Annotated in this window: 15 protein-coding genes; all 15 read left to right on the top strand. The window is 63.2% G+C overall.

The window, feature by feature from the left end:
• The first annotated feature begins 102 nt into the window (after positions 1 to 102).
• The 15 genes from ccoN (AC07T0_RS13225) (at position 103) to fnr (ending at position 15006) form a co-directional block, all read left to right on the top strand.
• On the top strand, positions 103 to 1527 hold the full coding sequence (ccoN, locus tag AC07T0_RS13225) for a cytochrome-c oxidase, cbb3-type subunit I (RefSeq protein ID WP_495001589.1): 1425 nt from the start codon (positions 103 to 105) through the stop codon (positions 1525 to 1527).
• Between the two features lie 10 nt (positions 1528 to 1537).
• Complete coding sequence (gene ccoO, locus AC07T0_RS13220) at positions 1538 to 2146, top strand: cytochrome-c oxidase, cbb3-type subunit II (protein ID WP_495001588.1); 609 nt, start codon at positions 1538 to 1540, stop codon at positions 2144 to 2146.
• A gap of 3 nt (positions 2147 to 2149) precedes the next feature.
• Positions 2150 to 2347 carry a cbb3-type cytochrome oxidase subunit 3 gene (locus tag AC07T0_RS13215; RefSeq protein ID WP_495001587.1) on the top strand — a complete coding sequence of 66 codons (198 nt, stop codon included), beginning with the start codon at positions 2150 to 2152 and terminating at the stop codon, positions 2345 to 2347.
• Complete coding sequence (gene ccoP, locus AC07T0_RS13210) at positions 2344 to 3282, top strand: cytochrome-c oxidase, cbb3-type subunit III (protein WP_495001586.1); 939 nt, start codon at positions 2344 to 2346, stop codon at positions 3280 to 3282. The genes AC07T0_RS13215 and ccoP (AC07T0_RS13210) overlap by 4 nt, the downstream gene beginning before the upstream one ends.
• 333 nt (positions 3283 to 3615) lie before the next feature.
• Positions 3616 to 5058, top strand: a complete 1443-nt coding sequence (gene ccoN / locus AC07T0_RS13205) for a cytochrome-c oxidase, cbb3-type subunit I (protein ID WP_495001585.1) — start codon at positions 3616 to 3618, stop codon at positions 5056 to 5058.
• Positions 5058 to 5666: a cytochrome-c oxidase, cbb3-type subunit II gene (ccoO, locus tag AC07T0_RS13200; RefSeq protein ID WP_100940578.1), complete on the top strand. Its 609-nt coding sequence runs from the start codon at positions 5058 to 5060 to the stop codon at positions 5664 to 5666. The genes ccoN (AC07T0_RS13205) and ccoO (AC07T0_RS13200) overlap by 1 nt, the downstream gene beginning before the upstream one ends.
• 5 nt (positions 5667 to 5671) lie before the next feature.
• Positions 5672 to 5857 (top strand): cbb3-type cytochrome oxidase subunit 3, encoded by a 186-nt coding sequence (locus AC07T0_RS13195; protein ID WP_100940961.1) that lies wholly within the window; start codon positions 5672 to 5674, stop codon positions 5855 to 5857.
• Entirely contained in the window at positions 5854 to 6828 is a 975-nt protein-coding gene (gene ccoP, locus AC07T0_RS13190) for a cytochrome-c oxidase, cbb3-type subunit III (protein WP_495001584.1), read from the top strand. The genes AC07T0_RS13195 and ccoP (AC07T0_RS13190) overlap by 4 nt, the downstream gene beginning before the upstream one ends.
• A 347-nt stretch (positions 6829 to 7175) precedes the next feature.
• Complete coding sequence (gene ccoG / locus AC07T0_RS13185) at positions 7176 to 8591, top strand: cytochrome c oxidase accessory protein CcoG (protein WP_495001583.1); 1416 nt, start codon at positions 7176 to 7178, stop codon at positions 8589 to 8591.
• Positions 8592 to 8602: 11 nt separating this feature from the next.
• Positions 8603 to 9142, top strand: a complete 540-nt coding sequence (locus AC07T0_RS13180) for a FixH family protein (RefSeq protein WP_495001582.1) — start codon at positions 8603 to 8605, stop codon at positions 9140 to 9142.
• Positions 9143 to 9262: 120 nt separating this feature from the next.
• Positions 9263 to 11713: a heavy metal translocating P-type ATPase gene (locus tag AC07T0_RS13175; protein ID WP_495001581.1), complete on the top strand. Its 2451-nt coding sequence runs from the start codon at positions 9263 to 9265 to the stop codon at positions 11711 to 11713.
• A gap of 22 nt (positions 11714 to 11735) precedes the next feature.
• The gene (gene ccoS / locus AC07T0_RS13170) at positions 11736 to 11951 is read left to right on the top strand and encodes a cbb3-type cytochrome oxidase assembly protein CcoS (protein ID WP_495001580.1); all 216 of its coding nucleotides are present in this window, start codon (positions 11736 to 11738) and stop codon (positions 11949 to 11951) included.
• Positions 11944 to 12627, top strand: a complete 684-nt coding sequence (locus AC07T0_RS13165) for a sulfite exporter TauE/SafE family protein (RefSeq protein WP_495001579.1) — start codon at positions 11944 to 11946, stop codon at positions 12625 to 12627. Before ccoS ends, AC07T0_RS13165 begins: the two co-directional genes overlap by 8 nt.
• A 136-nt stretch (positions 12628 to 12763) precedes the next feature.
• Complete coding sequence (gene hemN, locus AC07T0_RS13160) at positions 12764 to 14146, top strand: oxygen-independent coproporphyrinogen III oxidase (RefSeq protein ID WP_495001578.1); 1383 nt, start codon at positions 12764 to 12766, stop codon at positions 14144 to 14146.
• Positions 14147 to 14271: 125 nt separating this feature from the next.
• Positions 14272 to 15006, top strand: coding sequence for a fumarate/nitrate reduction transcriptional regulator Fnr (fnr, locus tag AC07T0_RS13155; protein ID WP_495001577.1), 735 nt, complete (start codon positions 14272 to 14274; stop codon positions 15004 to 15006).
• The last annotated feature ends 75 nt before the right edge of the window (positions 15007 to 15081 follow it).

Below are 15081 nucleotides of genomic sequence, written 5' to 3'. Positions count from 1 at the left end.
GCTGGCTATTTGCCCATGCTTGCCTGGCTTTTAGTCTGCCTATAACTCCAGATCCCGCGAATGCAAGAGCGCCGGCCGGGTCTGAACCGTGGATGGGGAACCATGAACACTTCAATCAGTACCGCCTACAACTACAAGGTGGTCCGCCAATTCGCCATTATGACGGTGATATGGGGCATCGTCGGCATGGGGCTCGGGGTTTTCCTCGCCGCCCAATTGGTCTGGCCCGAACTCAACTTCAACCTGCCGTGGACCAGCTTCGGCCGCCTACGCCCGTTGCACACCAACGCGGTGATCTTCGCCTTCGGTGGCTGTGCACTGTTCGCCAGTTCCTACTACTCGGTGCAACGCACCTGCCAGACCCAGCTGTTTGCGCCGAAGATCGCGGCGTTCACCTTCTGGGGCTGGCAACTGGTGATCCTCCTGGCGGCCATCAGCCTGCCGCTGGGCTACACCAGTTCCAAGGAATACGCCGAACTGGAATGGCCGATCGATATCCTGATCACCATCGTCTGGGTCGCCTACGCCATCGTGTTCTTCGGCACGTTGGCGAAGCGCACCACCAAGCACATCTATGTCGGTAACTGGTTTTTCGGCGCCTTCATCATCACCGTGGCGATCCTGCATATCGTCAACAACCTGGAACTGCCGGTCAGCCTGACCAAGTCCTACTCGATCTACTCCGGCGCGACCGACGCCATGGTCCAGTGGTGGTATGGGCATAACGCGGTGGGCTTCTTCCTGACCGCCGGCTTCCTCGGGATGATGTACTACTTCGTGCCGAAACAGGCCGAGCGCCCGGTGTACTCCTATCGCCTGTCCATCGTCCATTTCTGGGCGCTGATCACCCTGTACATCTGGGCCGGCCCGCACCACCTGCACTACACCGCCCTGCCGGACTGGGCCCAGTCCCTGGGCATGGTGATGTCGCTGATCCTCCTGGCCCCGAGCTGGGGCGGCATGATCAACGGCATGATGACCCTCTCCGGCGCCTGGCATAAGCTGCGCAGCGACCCGATCCTGCGCTTTTTGGTGGTGTCCCTGGCGTTCTACGGCATGTCGACCTTCGAAGGGCCGATGATGGCGATCAAGACCGTCAACGCCCTCTCCCACTACACCGACTGGACCATCGGCCACGTTCACGCCGGGGCGCTGGGCTGGGTGGCGATGATCTCCATCGGCGCGCTGTACCACATGATCCCGAAAATCTTCGGCCGCCCGCAGATGCACAGCATCGGCCTGATCAACGCGCACTTCTGGCTCGCGACCATTGGCACCGTACTCTACATCGCCTCGATGTGGGTCAACGGCATCGCCCAGGGCCTGATGTGGCGCGCGGTCAACGAAGACGGCACGCTGACCTACTCCTTCGTCGAAACCCTGGTGGCCAGCCACCCCGGCTACGTCGTCCGGCTGATCGGCGGGGCAATCTTCTTCAGCGGCATGTTGCTGATGGCCTACAACACCTGGCGCACCGTGCGCGGCGCGCAACCCGTCGCCGTAACCGCCGCCGCGCAGATGGCCTGAGGAGCTCGTCATGAAACACGAAGTGATTGAAAAGAACGTCGGCCTACTGATGCTGCTGATGGTGCTGGCCGTGAGCATTGGCGGCCTGACGCAGATCGTCCCGTTGTTCTTCCAGGACGTCACCAACAAGCCGGTGGAAGGTATGAAGCCCTACACCGCGCTGCAACTGGAAGGCCGCGATATCTACATCCGCGAAGGCTGCGTCGGCTGCCACTCGCAGATGATCCGCCCGTTCCGCGCCGAAACCGAACGCTACGGGCACTACTCGGTGGCCGGTGAAAGCGTCTGGGACCACCCCTTCCTCTGGGGCTCCAAGCGCACCGGACCGGACCTGGCGCGAGTCGGCGGCCGCTACTCGGAAGACTGGCACCGCGCGCACCTGTACAACCCGCGCAACGTGGTACCGGAGTCGAAAATGCCGGCCTACCCCTGGCTGGTGGCCAACCCGCTGGACAGCAGCCTGACCGAAACCAAGCTGCGGGCCATGCGGACCCTTGGCGTGCCCTATACCGACGACGATATCGCCGGCGCCGTGACCAGCCTCAAGGGCAAGAGCGAGATGGACGCCCTGGTCGCCTACCTGCAAGTGCTCGGCACTGCGATCAAGAGCAAGAGGTGAATCATGGAAATGAGTACCGGAATGATCCGTGGCCTCGGCACCCTGGTGGTGTTTATCGCCTTTGTCGGCCTGGCCCTCTGGGTGTTCAACGCCAAGCGCGCTCCCGAGTTCGCCGAGGCCTGCATGCTGCCCTTCGCCGATGACGAGCCGCTTCCCGCCCCCCCTGAAGATCCCACTGCAACAAGGAGCACCCGGCCATGACCACCTTCTGGAGTGCGTATATCTGCGTACTGACCATCGGCAGCCTGATCGGCCTGACCTGGCTGCTGATCGGCACGCGCAAGGGTGAAACCAAGGGCAGCGTCGACCAGACCATGGGCCACAGCTTCGACGGCATCGAGGAGTACGACAATCCGCTGCCGCAGTGGTGGTTCATGCTGTTCGCCGGGACCCTGGTGTTTGCCGTCGGCTACCTGATCCTCTATCCCGGCCTGGGCAACTGGAAAGGTATCCTGCCCGGCTACGAGAACGGCTGGACCGGCGTTCACGAGTGGGAAAAGGAGATGGACAAGGCCGATGCCAAGTTTGGGCCGATCTTCGCCAAATTCGCGGCCATGCCCGTGGAAGAAGTGGCCAAGGACCCGCAAGCGCTGAAAATGGGTGGGCGCCTGTTCGCCTCCAACTGCTCGGTGTGCCATGGATCGGACGCCAAGGGCGCCTATGGTTTCCCGAACCTGGTGGAAACCACCTGGCGCTGGGGCGGCAGTGCCGACACCATCAAGCAGACCATCATGGGCGGGCGTATCGCGGCAATGCCGGCCTGGGGTGAAATCCTCGGCGAGGACGGTGTGAAGAATGTCGCCGCCTATGTCCATCATGAGCTGGGCCACCTGCCGTTGCCCGAAGGCAGCGACGCCAACCTGCAAGCCGGCCAGCAGATCTTCAGCAGCAATTGCGTGGCCTGCCACGGCCCTGAAGGCAAGGGCACCCAGGCCATGGGCGCGCCGAACCTGACCCGGCCCGCCGGGCTCATCTACGGCAGCAGCCTGGCGCAATTGCAGCAGACCATCCGCCATGGCCGCCAGGGCCATATGCCGGCCCAGAGCGAAATGCTCGGCAACGATAAAGTGCAGTTGCTCGCCGCTTATGTGTTCAGCCTCTCCCACGGCAATCAAGGAGAAAGCAAAGCCCAATAAACACCGGATATTTCCTGCCGCATCGATCAGGATGCGGCAGTTCCCTGCCTGTACGCGACCCAGTGTCGCACCTCTCCTTTAGTCCGCCTACCCACTCCCGGGAATCGGTACTAAGCTTTGCAAACTTCGATCAAACCGTATCCCCTCGCCCGCCGGTCGATTCCGGCCTTTTCGAGGGCGCGCTTTGACCTTACACCGAGCATGGAAAGGCCGCAGAATCAGCGTCGCACGGTATTGACCGAGGTCATGGCGCGTTGCAATGACCCTACATTTTATCCATACTTGCGGCCGATTTTACTTCTAATAAATATACCCAAACCGTGGAACCTTAGAATGAGCACAGCAATCAGTCCGACTGCTTATAACTATAAGGTAGTCCGCCAGTTCGCCATCATGACGGTGGTCTGGGGGATCCTTGGCATGGGGCTCGGTGTATTCATCGCCTCGCAACTGGTCTGGCCGGAGTTGAATTTCGGCCTGCCGTGGACGAGTTTTGGACGCCTGCGCCCGCTGCACACCAACCTGGTGATCTTCGCCTTCGGTGGTTGTGCATTGTTTGCCACCTCCTACTATGTCGTGCAGCGAACCTGCCAGGTACGACTGATCTCCGACGGCCTCGCGGCCTTCCACTTCTGGGGCTGGCAGGCGGTGATCGTCGGCGCCGGGATCACCCTGCCCCTGGGTTACACCACCACCAAGGAATACGCCGAACTGGAATGGCCGCTGGCTATCCTGCTGGCGATTGTCTGGGTGGTCTACGCCCTGGTTTTTTTCGGCACCATCATCAAGCGCAAGACCAAGCACATCTATGTCGGCAACTGGTTCTACGGTGCGTTCATCATCGTCACGGCGATGCTCCACATCGTGAACCACATCTCGCTGCCGGTGAGCTTCTTCAAGTCCTACTCGGCCTATGCCGGGGCAACCGATGCGATGATCCAGTGGTGGTACGGCCACAACGCCGTGGGTTTCTTCCTGACCACCGGCTTTCTCGGGATGATGTACTACTTCGTGCCGAAACAGGCCGAACGGCCGATCTACTCCTATCGCCTGTCCATCGTGCACTTCTGGGCGCTGATCACCCTGTACATCTGGGCCGGCCCGCACCACCTGCACTACACCGCCCTGCCGGACTGGGCCCAGTCCCTGGGCATGGCGATGTCGATCATCCTCCTGGCCCCGAGCTGGGGCGGCATGATCAACGGCATGATGACCCTCTCGGGCGCCTGGCATAAGCTGCGCACCGACCCGATCCTGCGATTCCTGGTGGTGTCCCTGGCGTTCTACGGCATGTCGACCTTCGAAGGACCGATGATGGCGATCAAGACCGTCAACTCGTTGTCCCACTACACCGACTGGACCATCGGCCACGTGCATGCCGGGGCCCTGGGCTGGGTGGCGATGATCTCCATCGGCTCGCTGTACCACATGATCCCGAAAATCTTCGGCCGTCCGCAGATGCACAGCGTCGGGCTGATCAACGTGCACTTCTGGCTCGCGACCATCGGCACCGTGCTCTACATCGCCTCGATGTGGGTCAACGGCATCACCCAGGGCCTGATGTGGCGCGCGATCAACGACGACGGCACCCTGACCTATTCCTTCGTCGAAGCGCTGCAGGCCAGCCACCCCGGCTATATCGTCCGCGCCATCGGCGGTGCGTTCTTCGCCAGTGGCATGCTGTTCATGGCCTACAACGTGTTCCGTACCGTTCGCGCCTCGGACCCGGCTGAAGCTGAAGCCGCCGCTCAGATCGCTGTCGCTGGAGCTCACTGATGAAGCACGAAGTAGTCGAGAAGAATATCGGCCTGCTGGCCTTCTTCATGGTCATCGCCGTGAGCATTGGCGGCCTGACCCAGATCGTCCCGCTGTTCTTCCAGGACGTCACCAACAAGCCGGTCGAGGGCATGAAGCCACGTCCGGCGCTGGAACTGGAAGGTCGTGACATCTTTATCGCCAACGGTTGTGTCGGCTGCCACTCGCAGATGATCCGCCCGTTCCGCGCCGAGACCGAACGCTACGGACACTACTCGGTGGCCGGTGAAAGCGTCTGGGACCACCCGTTCCTCTGGGGCTCCAAGCGTACCGGGCCGGACTTGGCCCGGGTCGGCGGGCGTTACTCCGATGACTGGCACCGCGCGCACCTGTACAACCCGCGCAACGTGGTGCCCGAGTCGAAAATGCCGGCTTATCCGTTCCTGGTGGAAAACAAGCTCGACGGCAAGGACACCGCGAAGAAAATGGAAGTCCTGCGCACCCTCGGCGTGCCTTACACCGACGAAGACATCGCCGGGGCCAAGGATGCCGTGAAGGGCAAGACCGAAATGGACGCGCTGGTGGCCTACTTGCAAGGCCTGGGCACCATCATCAAAAGCAAACGGTGATCTGGATGGATATCGGGATGATTCGTGGCCTGGGCACCCTGGTGGTGATGGTGGCCTTTATCGGCCTGGCGCTGTGGGTGTTCAGCCCGCGGCGCAAGTCGGAATTCGAGGACGCGACCTTGCTGCCTTTCGCGGATGACCCCGAAGCCATCAAGCAGGTCGAAAAAGCGTCTAGGAGTAACAAAGAATGACTACGTTCTGGAGTCTGTACGTCACAGTCCTCAGCCTGGGTACCATCTTCGCCCTGACCTGGTTGCTGCTGTCCACCCGCAAGGGCCAGCGCGCCGAGCAGACCGACGAGACGGTTGGCCACTCCTTCGACGGTATCGAGGAGTATGATAACCCGCTGCCCAAATGGTGGTTCATGCTGTTCGTCGGCACCATCGTCTTTGCCCTCGGCTATCTGGCCCTGTACCCGGGCCTGGGCAATTGGAAAGGCCTGCTGCCGGGTTACAATTACCTCGACAACGATAAGCAGACCCCCTTCGCCAACGGCCAGAACGGCTGGACCGGCGTACACGAGTGGGAAAAGGAAATGGCCCGCTCGGATGCCAAGTTCGGGCCGATCTTCGCCAAGTACGCGGCCATGCCCATCGAGGACGTGGCCAAGGACCCGCAAGCGCTGAAGATGGGCGCGCGCCTGTTCGCCTCCAACTGCTCGGTGTGCCACGGTTCCGACGCCAAGGGCGCCTATGGCTTCCCCAACCTGACCGACGAAGACTGGCGCTGGGGCGGCGAGCCGGAAACCATCAAGACCACCATCATGGGCGGTCGCCATGCGGTGATGCCGGCCTGGGCCGAGGTCATTGGTGAGCAAGGCGTGGCCGATGTCGCCTCGTTCGTGCTGACCAACCTCGACGGCCGCAAGCTGCCGGAAGGCGCCAAGGCCGACCCGGTGGCGGGGCAGAAACTCTTCGCCACCAACTGCGTGGCTTGCCACGGTCCTGAAGGCAAGGGCACCCCGGCCATGGGTGCGCCGAACCTGACGCACCCGGCGGCCTTCATCTACGGTTCGAGCTTCGCGCAGCTGCAACAGACCATCCGTTATGGTCGCCAGGGGCAGATGCCGGCCCAGGCCCAGTTGCAGGGCAACGACAAGGTTCACTTGCTCGCCGCCTATGTCTACAGCCTGTCCCAAGGTGACAACAAGCCCGCTGAATAAGTGCGTTTGAGCAACAACAGACGGCCCCGCCAGCACAACTGGCGGGGCCGTTTTGATTACCCGCGGCCGGTGTTCAGCACACCGTAAACACCCCGCCGACCGGGTAATCGGAGCTCGCCATAGCCTGCGCCAATCCGCCCCCGTCCACGATCAATCATCTATAGTCAATTGACCTGGATCATGCTTTGTTACATCCACTACACCATACTGAGCGCTGACCCAACGCGACCAAAGGTCGCACCCTTGGAGCACAGGGACCGGCGTATCATTGAGCCACTGCACTACTCTTTCTGATCGCGGTCGGCACGTACTGACCGAGGCATTTCCCCCTGCCGTGGGACGCAATGATGAGCAACCAGATTCCGCTACACGACGTCACGCCACCTGCCAAACCCGCCAACGCAACCGTCGACCTCTACGCGTCGCGAGAGAAAATCTACACCCGAGCCTTCACTGGCCTGTTCCGCAACCTGCGCATGGCCGGTGGTGCCGCCTTGTTCCTGCTGTACTTCGGTACTGTGTGGCTGGACTGGGGCGGTCACCAGGCGGTGTGGTGGAACCTGCCCGAGCGCAAGTTCTTCATCTTCGGCGCGACCTTCTGGCCCCAGGACTTTATCCTGCTCTCGGGCCTGTTGATCATCGCCGCCTTCGGCCTGTTCTTCATCACCGTCTATGCCGGGCGGGTCTGGTGCGGCTATACCTGCCCGCAAAGCGTCTGGACCTGGATCTTCATGTGGTGCGAGAAGGTCACCGAAGGCGACCGCAACCAACGCATCAAGCTCGACAAGGCGCCCATGGGCGCGAATAAATTCCTGCGCAAACTCGCCAAGCACAGCCTGTGGCTGCTGATCGGCTTTGTCACCGGCATGACCTTTGTTGGCTACTTCTCGCCGATTCGCGAACTGATGATCAGCTTCTTCACCGGCGAGGCCGATGGCTGGTCGTATTTCTGGGTCGGTTTCTTCACCCTCGCCACCTACGGCAACGCCGGCTGGCTGCGCGAGCAGGTGTGCATCTACATGTGCCCCTATGCGCGCTTCCAGAGCGTGATGTTCGACAAGGACACCCTGATCGTCTCCTACGACCCGCGCCGGGGCGAAGACCGTGGCCCGCGCAAGAAAGGCGCCGACTACAAGGCCCAGGGCCTGGGCGACTGCATCGACTGCACGATGTGCGTGCAGGTCTGCCCCACCGGCATCGACATCCGCGACGGCCTGCAGATCGAGTGCATCGGTTGCGCCGCCTGCATCGACGCCTGCGACAGCATCATGGACAAGATGCAGTACCCGCGCGGGCTGATCAGCTACACCACCGAACACAACCTTTCCGGACAGAAAACCCATAAGCTGCGGCCACGCCTGATCGGTTATGCGCTGGTCCTGCTGACCATGATCGGCCTGTTGGTGGCGGCGTTCTTCATGCGCCCACTGGTGGGCTTCGACGTCAGCAAGGACCGGGTGCTGTACCGCGAGAATGCCCAGGGGCGGATCGAAAACGTCTACAGCCTGAAGATCATGAACAAGGATCAGCGCGACCACACCTATGTCCTCGACGCCAGCGGCTTGCCCGACCTGAAACTGCAGGGCAAGCGCGAAATCCACGTGGCCGCCGGCGAGATTTTCAGTATGCCGATGGAGCTGTCCAGCGCCCCCGAGCAACTGCCGTCGAGTACCAACGAGGTGAAATTCACCTTGCGCGACGCCGATAACGACAGCGTTCATATTGAAGCCAAGAGCCGATTCATCGGCCCGCAAATCCGTTAAGGAAAGACACGATGCCCGCAGCCACTGCCGCAAGCCCTTGGTACAAGCACCTCTGGCCCTGGATCCTGATCGGGATCATGGCCTGCTCGGTGACCCTGACCCTGTCGATGGTGACCATTGCGGTGAAGAACCCGGACAACCTGGTCAACGACAACTACTACGAGGCTGGCAAGGGCATCAACCGCTCCCTGGACCGCGAACTGCTGGCCCAGAGCCTGAAGCTGCATGCCAGTGTGCATCTGGATGAAGTCACCGGCGAAGTCGACTTGCGCCTGCGGGGCAACAGCCAGCCGGCCAGCGTCGAGCTGAACCTGATCTCGCCAACCCAGCCGGAGAAGGACCGCAAGGTCACCCTGAACCGCAGCGCCAGCGAACCGGGGCGCTATATCGGGCAACTGGCCGACAAGATCGAAGGCCGGCGCTTCGTCGAGTTGCTGGGGGTCGAAGGCGACAAGACCTGGCGTCTGTTCGAAGAAGAGCAGATCAGCCAGGACAAGGACCTGAAGCTGGGCGACGAACCGCTGCAAGGCGCCGAAGACCTGAGCAAATAAATACGATCCGCTTCTGTAGGAGCCGGCTTGCTGGCGATGGCGATCTCACAGTCGATATCTCTATCGCCAGGTAAACCGCTATCGCCAGCAAGCCGGCTCCTACAGTGACCAATGGCGCCTATGACAACCCCCATACCCTGCTACCACTGCGCCCTGCCCGTCCCCTCCGGCAGTCGCTTCACCGCTGTCGTGCTGGGCGAGCCCCGCGAGTTCTGCTGCCCGGGTTGCCAGGCGGTGGCCCAGGCGATTGTCGCCGGCGGCCTGGAACACTATTACAGCCATCGCAGTGAAACCTCGGCCAACCCCGAGAGCCTGCCGGTGCAATTACGGGACGAACTGGCGCTGTACGATCGCGCCGATGTGCAGCAACCTTTCGTCCGCCACGACGGCGAGCTCGCCGAAGCCACCCTGCTGATGGAAGGCATCAGTTGCGCCGCCTGCGGCTGGCTGATCGAGAAACACCTGCTCGGCCTGCCCGCCATGGCCGAGGCGCGGCTGAACCTGTCCAATCACCGCCTGCAAGTACGCTGGGCAGACCGCCAACTGCCGTTGAGCCAGATCCTCGGCGAACTGCGTCATATCGGCTATGCCGCACACCCCTATCAGGCCGACCAGGCCAGCGAACAGCTCGCCAGCGAAAACCGCAAATCCCTGCGCCAACTGGGCCTGGCTGGCCTGCTGTGGTTCCAGGCAATGATGGCGACCATGGCGACCTGGCCGGAATTCAATATCGACCTCAGCCCGGAACTGCACACCATTCTGCGCTGGGTGGCGTTGTTCCTGACCACGCCCATTGTATTCTATAGCTGTGCGCCGTTCTTTCGCGGCGCCTTTCGCGACCTGCGCACCCGCCACCTGACCATGGATGTCTCGGTCTCGCTGGCCATCGGCAGCGCCTACTGCGCCGGAATCTGGACCGCGATCAGCGGGGTCGGCGAACTCTACTTCGATGCCGTGGGCATGTTCGCCCTGTTCCTGCTGGCCGGTCGCTACCTGGAGCGCCGCGCCCGTGAACGCACCGCCGCGGCCACCGCGCAACTGGTCAACCTGCTGCCGGCGTCCTGCCTGCGCCTGGGAGCCGACGGCCAGAGCGAACGCATCCTGCTCAGTGAGCTGCGCCTGGGTGAGCGGGTGCTGGTGCATCCTGGCGCCGTGCTGCCGGCCGACGGGCGGATTGTCGAAGGCCAGTCGAGCATCGACGAATCCCTGCTGACCGGCGAGTACCTGCCACAGCCGCGCACCGCCGGGGATACGGTCACTGCCGGCACCCTGAACGTCGAGAGCGCGTTGACCGTCGAGGTCCTGGCTCTCGGCCAGGACACCCGTCTGTCCGCCATCGTCCGCCTGCTAGACCGCGCCCAGAGCGAAAAGCCGCGCCTGGCGCAGATCGCCGACCGCGCCGCGCAGTGGTTCCTGCTGTTCTCGTTGATCGCCGCGGCGGTCATTGGCCTGGTCTGGTGGCAACTGGATCCGACCCGGGCCTTCTGGATCGTGCTGGCGATGCTGGTCGCTACCTGCCCCTGCGCACTGTCGCTGGCCACCCCCACCGCCCTGACCGCCGCCACCGGCACCCTGCACAAACTCGGCCTGCTGCTGACCCGCGGCCATGTGCTCGAAGGCCTGAACCAGGTCGATACGGTGATTTTCGACAAGACCGGCACCCTCACCGAAGGCCGCCTGACCCTGCGCTCGATCCGCCCGCTGCGCGAGCTGGACAGCGAGCGCTGTCTGAGCCTCGCCGCCGCCCTGGAAAACCGTTCCGAACACCCGATTGCCCGCGCCTTCGGCCGGGCCCCGCAAGCCGCCGAAGAGGTGCATGGCACACCCGGACTGGGCCTTGAAGGCCGGGTCGGTGAACAGTTGCTGCGCATCGGTCAGGCGGCGTTTGTCTGCGAACTCGGCGCGTTTCCCCTACCGCCGACGCCAGACGAAGCCGGACAATGGCTGCTGCTGGGCGATACTCGCGGGCCACTGGCCTGGTTTGTCCTCGACGACCGCCTGCGTGACGACGCCCCGGCCTTGCTGGCAGCCTGCCGGGCGCGGGGCTGGCGCACGCTGCTGCTGTCCGGTGACAGCTCGCCAATGGTCGCCAGCGTCGCCGCCGAACTGGGCATCGACGAGGCCCGTGGCGGCCTGCGCCCGGACGACAAGTTGCAGGTGCTGCGGGACTTGCATCGCCAGGGGCACAAGGTGCTGATGCTCGGTGACGGCGTGAATGACGTCCCGGTCCTGGCCGCCGCCGATATCAGCGTGGCCATGGGCTCGGCCACCGACCTGGCCAAGACCAGCGCCGACGCGGTGCTGCTGTCCAATCGCCTGGGCGCCCTGGTGCAAGCCATCAACCTCGCCCGGCGGACCCGGCGGATCATCATCGAGAACCTGATCTGGGCCAGCCTGTACAATGGCCTGATGTTGCCGTTCGCCGCCCTCGGCTGGATCACCCCGGTGTGGGCCGCGATCGGCATGTCCATCAGCTCGCTGACCGTGGTGCTCAATGCCTTGCGCCTGACGCGCCTGCCCGGCGCGCCGACGCTCACGACCACGCCAGATACCCGCCCGCTGCCGGCCTGAGCCGCGCGGACATGGAGTTCCCATGCCAGCTCTGTACATCATGATCCCCGCCGCGCTGCTGATCGTGGCCATCGCCGTCTATATCTTCTTCTGGGCCGTGGACAGCGGCCAGTACGACGACCTCGAAGGCCCGGCGCACAGCATCCTGTTCGACGACCAGGACCCGAAGCACACCGCCGCCGTCGAAGAGACCCAGCCCGCCAAGGACAAGCACGACAAGGCGCCTCCCCGTGCTTGAACTGGCGCCCCTGCTGGTTTCAGCGGTGATTCTCGGCCTGCTCGGCGGTGGTCATTGCCTGGGCATGTGCGGCGGCCTGATGGGCGCCCTGACCCTGGCGATTCCGCCGGAACAGCGCAGTCGGCGCTTTCGCCTGCTGTTGGCCTACAACCTGGGGCGGATTCTCAGCTATGCCGCTGCCGGCCTGCTGATCGGCCTGGCCGGCTGGGCCGTGGCCAGCAGCCCGGCGGCGTTGTTCCTGCGGGTAATCGCCGGACTGCTGTTGATCAGCATGGGCCTGTACCTGGCCGGCTGGTGGAGCGGCCTGACCCGCATCGAAAGCCTCGGGCGCGGTCTGTGGCGACATATCCAGCCGCTGGCCAACCGCCTGCTGCCGGTGTCGAGCCTGCCCCGCGCCTTGCTGCTGGGCGCGCTCTGGGGCTGGCTGCCGTGCGGGTTGGTCTACAGCACCCTGCTCTGGGCGGCGAGCCAGGGCAATGCCCTCGACAGCGCACTGTTGATGCTGGCCTTCGGCCTGGGCACCTGGCCAGTGCTGCTGGCCACCGGGCTGGCGGCGGAGCGGGTCACCGCCGTGCTGCGCAAACGCAGCGTGCGCATGGGCGGTGGCCTGCTGGTGATCCTGTTCGGCCTGTGGACCTTGCCTGGCCCGCACCAGCATTGGTTGATGGGGCACTGATCCGCCCTGAACGCACACGCTCTCCTGTAGGAGAGCATGTGCATCAGCCTCATACCCCCGTTGACGCAAATCAAGATGCCCCCTCGGCCCTCCCCCTAGACTCGGGATATTGCAGCCAATCCGGGGGAATGCCCGCATGCTCGACGCCATCCGTTGGGATTCAGATCTGATCCACCGCTACGACCTCGCGGGACCGCGCTACACCTCCTATCCCACGGCCGTACAATTCAACAGCCAGGTCGGCACCTTCGACCTGCTCCATGCCCTGCGCGACAGCCGCAAGGCCCTGCGGCCGCTGTCGCTGTACGTGCACGTGCCGTTCTGCGCGAACATCTGCTACTACTGCGCCTGCAACAAGGTCATCACCAAGGACCGCGGCCGCTCCCAGCCCTACCTGCAGCGCCTGGAACAGGAAATCCAGCTGGTCGCCTGCCACCTGAATCCGGCGCAGAAGGTCGAGCAACTGCACCTGGGCGGTGGCACCCCGACTTTTCTCAGTCATGACGAACTGCGGCAACTGATGACCTGCCTGCGCGAGCACTTCAACCTGTTGGACGACGACTCCGGCGACTACGGCATCGAAATCGATCCGCGGGAAGCCGACTGGTCGACCATGGGCCTACTGCGCGAGCTGGGCTTCAACCGGGTCAGTGTCGGCCTGCAGGACCTCGACCCGAACGTACAGCGGGCGGTCAACCGCCTGCAAAGCCTGGAAGAAACCCGGGCGATCATCGAGGCGGCGCGAACCCTGCAGTTCCGCTCGATCAATGTCGACCTGATCTATGGCCTGCCCAAGCAGACCCCGGATAACTTCGCCCGAACCGTCGACGAAGTGATCAACCTGCAACCCGACCGTTTGTCGGTGTTCAACTATGCGCACCTGCCCGAGCGCTTCATGCCGCAGCGGCGGATCAACGGCAATGAACTGCCAGCACCGGCCGACAAACTGGAAATGCTCCACCGCACCATCGAGCAGCTCACCGCCGCCGGCTACCGTTATATCGGCATGGACCACTTCGCCCTGCCCGACGACGAACTGGCGATTGCCCAGGAAGAGTCGACCCTGCAACGCAATTTCCAGGGCTACACCACCCACGGCCATTGCGACCTGATCGGCCTGGGCGTCTCGGCCATCAGCCAGATCGGCGATCTCTACTGCCAGAACAGCAGTGACCTGAACCAGTACCAGAACACCCTCGCCAGTGCGCAACTGGCCACCAGCCGGGGCCTGTTGTGCAACGCCGACGACCGCCTGCGCCGGGCCGTGATCCAGCAGATCATCTGTAACCTCAGCCTGGAGTTCGCCGATATCGAGCGCCAGTTCAATATCGACTTCGGCGGTTACTTCGCCGCGCTCTGGCCACGCCTGACGGAGATGGCCGCGGACGGCCTGATCGAACTCGACCGCGAACGCCTCACGGTCCTGCCGGCGGGACGCCTGCTGGTCCGGTCGGTGTGCATGGTCTTCGATGCCTATCTGGATCAGCAGAACCGCCAGCGGTTCTCACGGGTGATTTGACTGATCGAGCCGTTTTCGGCCAGCCCCGCCTGCACGGGTGCGCTATTTTGGCGCAGGCTGGCCTGAGCGCCCCTTGCTGGGTTACCCTTACGTCTTATGTGTGTTTTCCCACAAGGATTTAAGAAATGTCCGACCCCGTGAAATTGCGCGCCCATAGTCAGGCCCATTGCAAGGATTGCAGCCTGGCCCCTCTTTGCCTGCCACTTTCGCTGAACCTCGAGGACATGGACGCGCTGGACGAAATCGTCAAGCGTGGCCGACCACTGAAGAAAGGCGAGTTCCTGTTCCGCCAGGGCGACACCTTCGGCTCGGTCTACGCCGTGCGTTCCGGGGCGCTGAAGACCTTCAGCCTGAGCGACGGCGGCGAAGAGCAGATCACCGGCTTTCACCTGCCGAGCGAACTGGTCGGGCTGTCGGGCATGGACACCGAGACCTATCCGGTCTCAGCCCAGGCGCTGGAAACCACCTCGGTCTGTGAGATCCCCTTCGAGCGCCTCGACGAACTGGCCCTGCAACTGCCGCAACTGCGCCGGCAGTTGATGCGGGTGATGAGCCGGGAAATTCGCGACGACCAGCAAATGATGTTGCTGCTGTCGAAAAAGACCGCCGACGAGCGCATCGCCACTTTCCTGGTCAACCTCTCGGCGCGTTTCCGCGCTCGGGGGTTCTCGGCCAACCAGTTCCGCCTGAGCATGTCGCGCAACGAGATCGGCAACTACCTGGGGCTGGCGGTGGAAACCGTCTCGCGGGTCTTTACCCGCTTTCAGAGCAACGAGTTGATCGCCGCCGAAGGCAAGGAAGTGCATATCCTCGATCCGATTCAGCTCTGTGCACTGGCGGGTGGATCGCTGGAGGGCTGATTCGAACGCTGTAGAGAAACGCGATCCCTGTAGGAGCCAGCTTGCTGGCGATGCGATCTGACTGCCGACATCGTT

This window comes from Pseudomonas sp. GW821-FHT04D07 (genome assembly GCF_059420225.1).
This window is presented reverse-complemented; position numbering and strand designations above follow the sequence as displayed.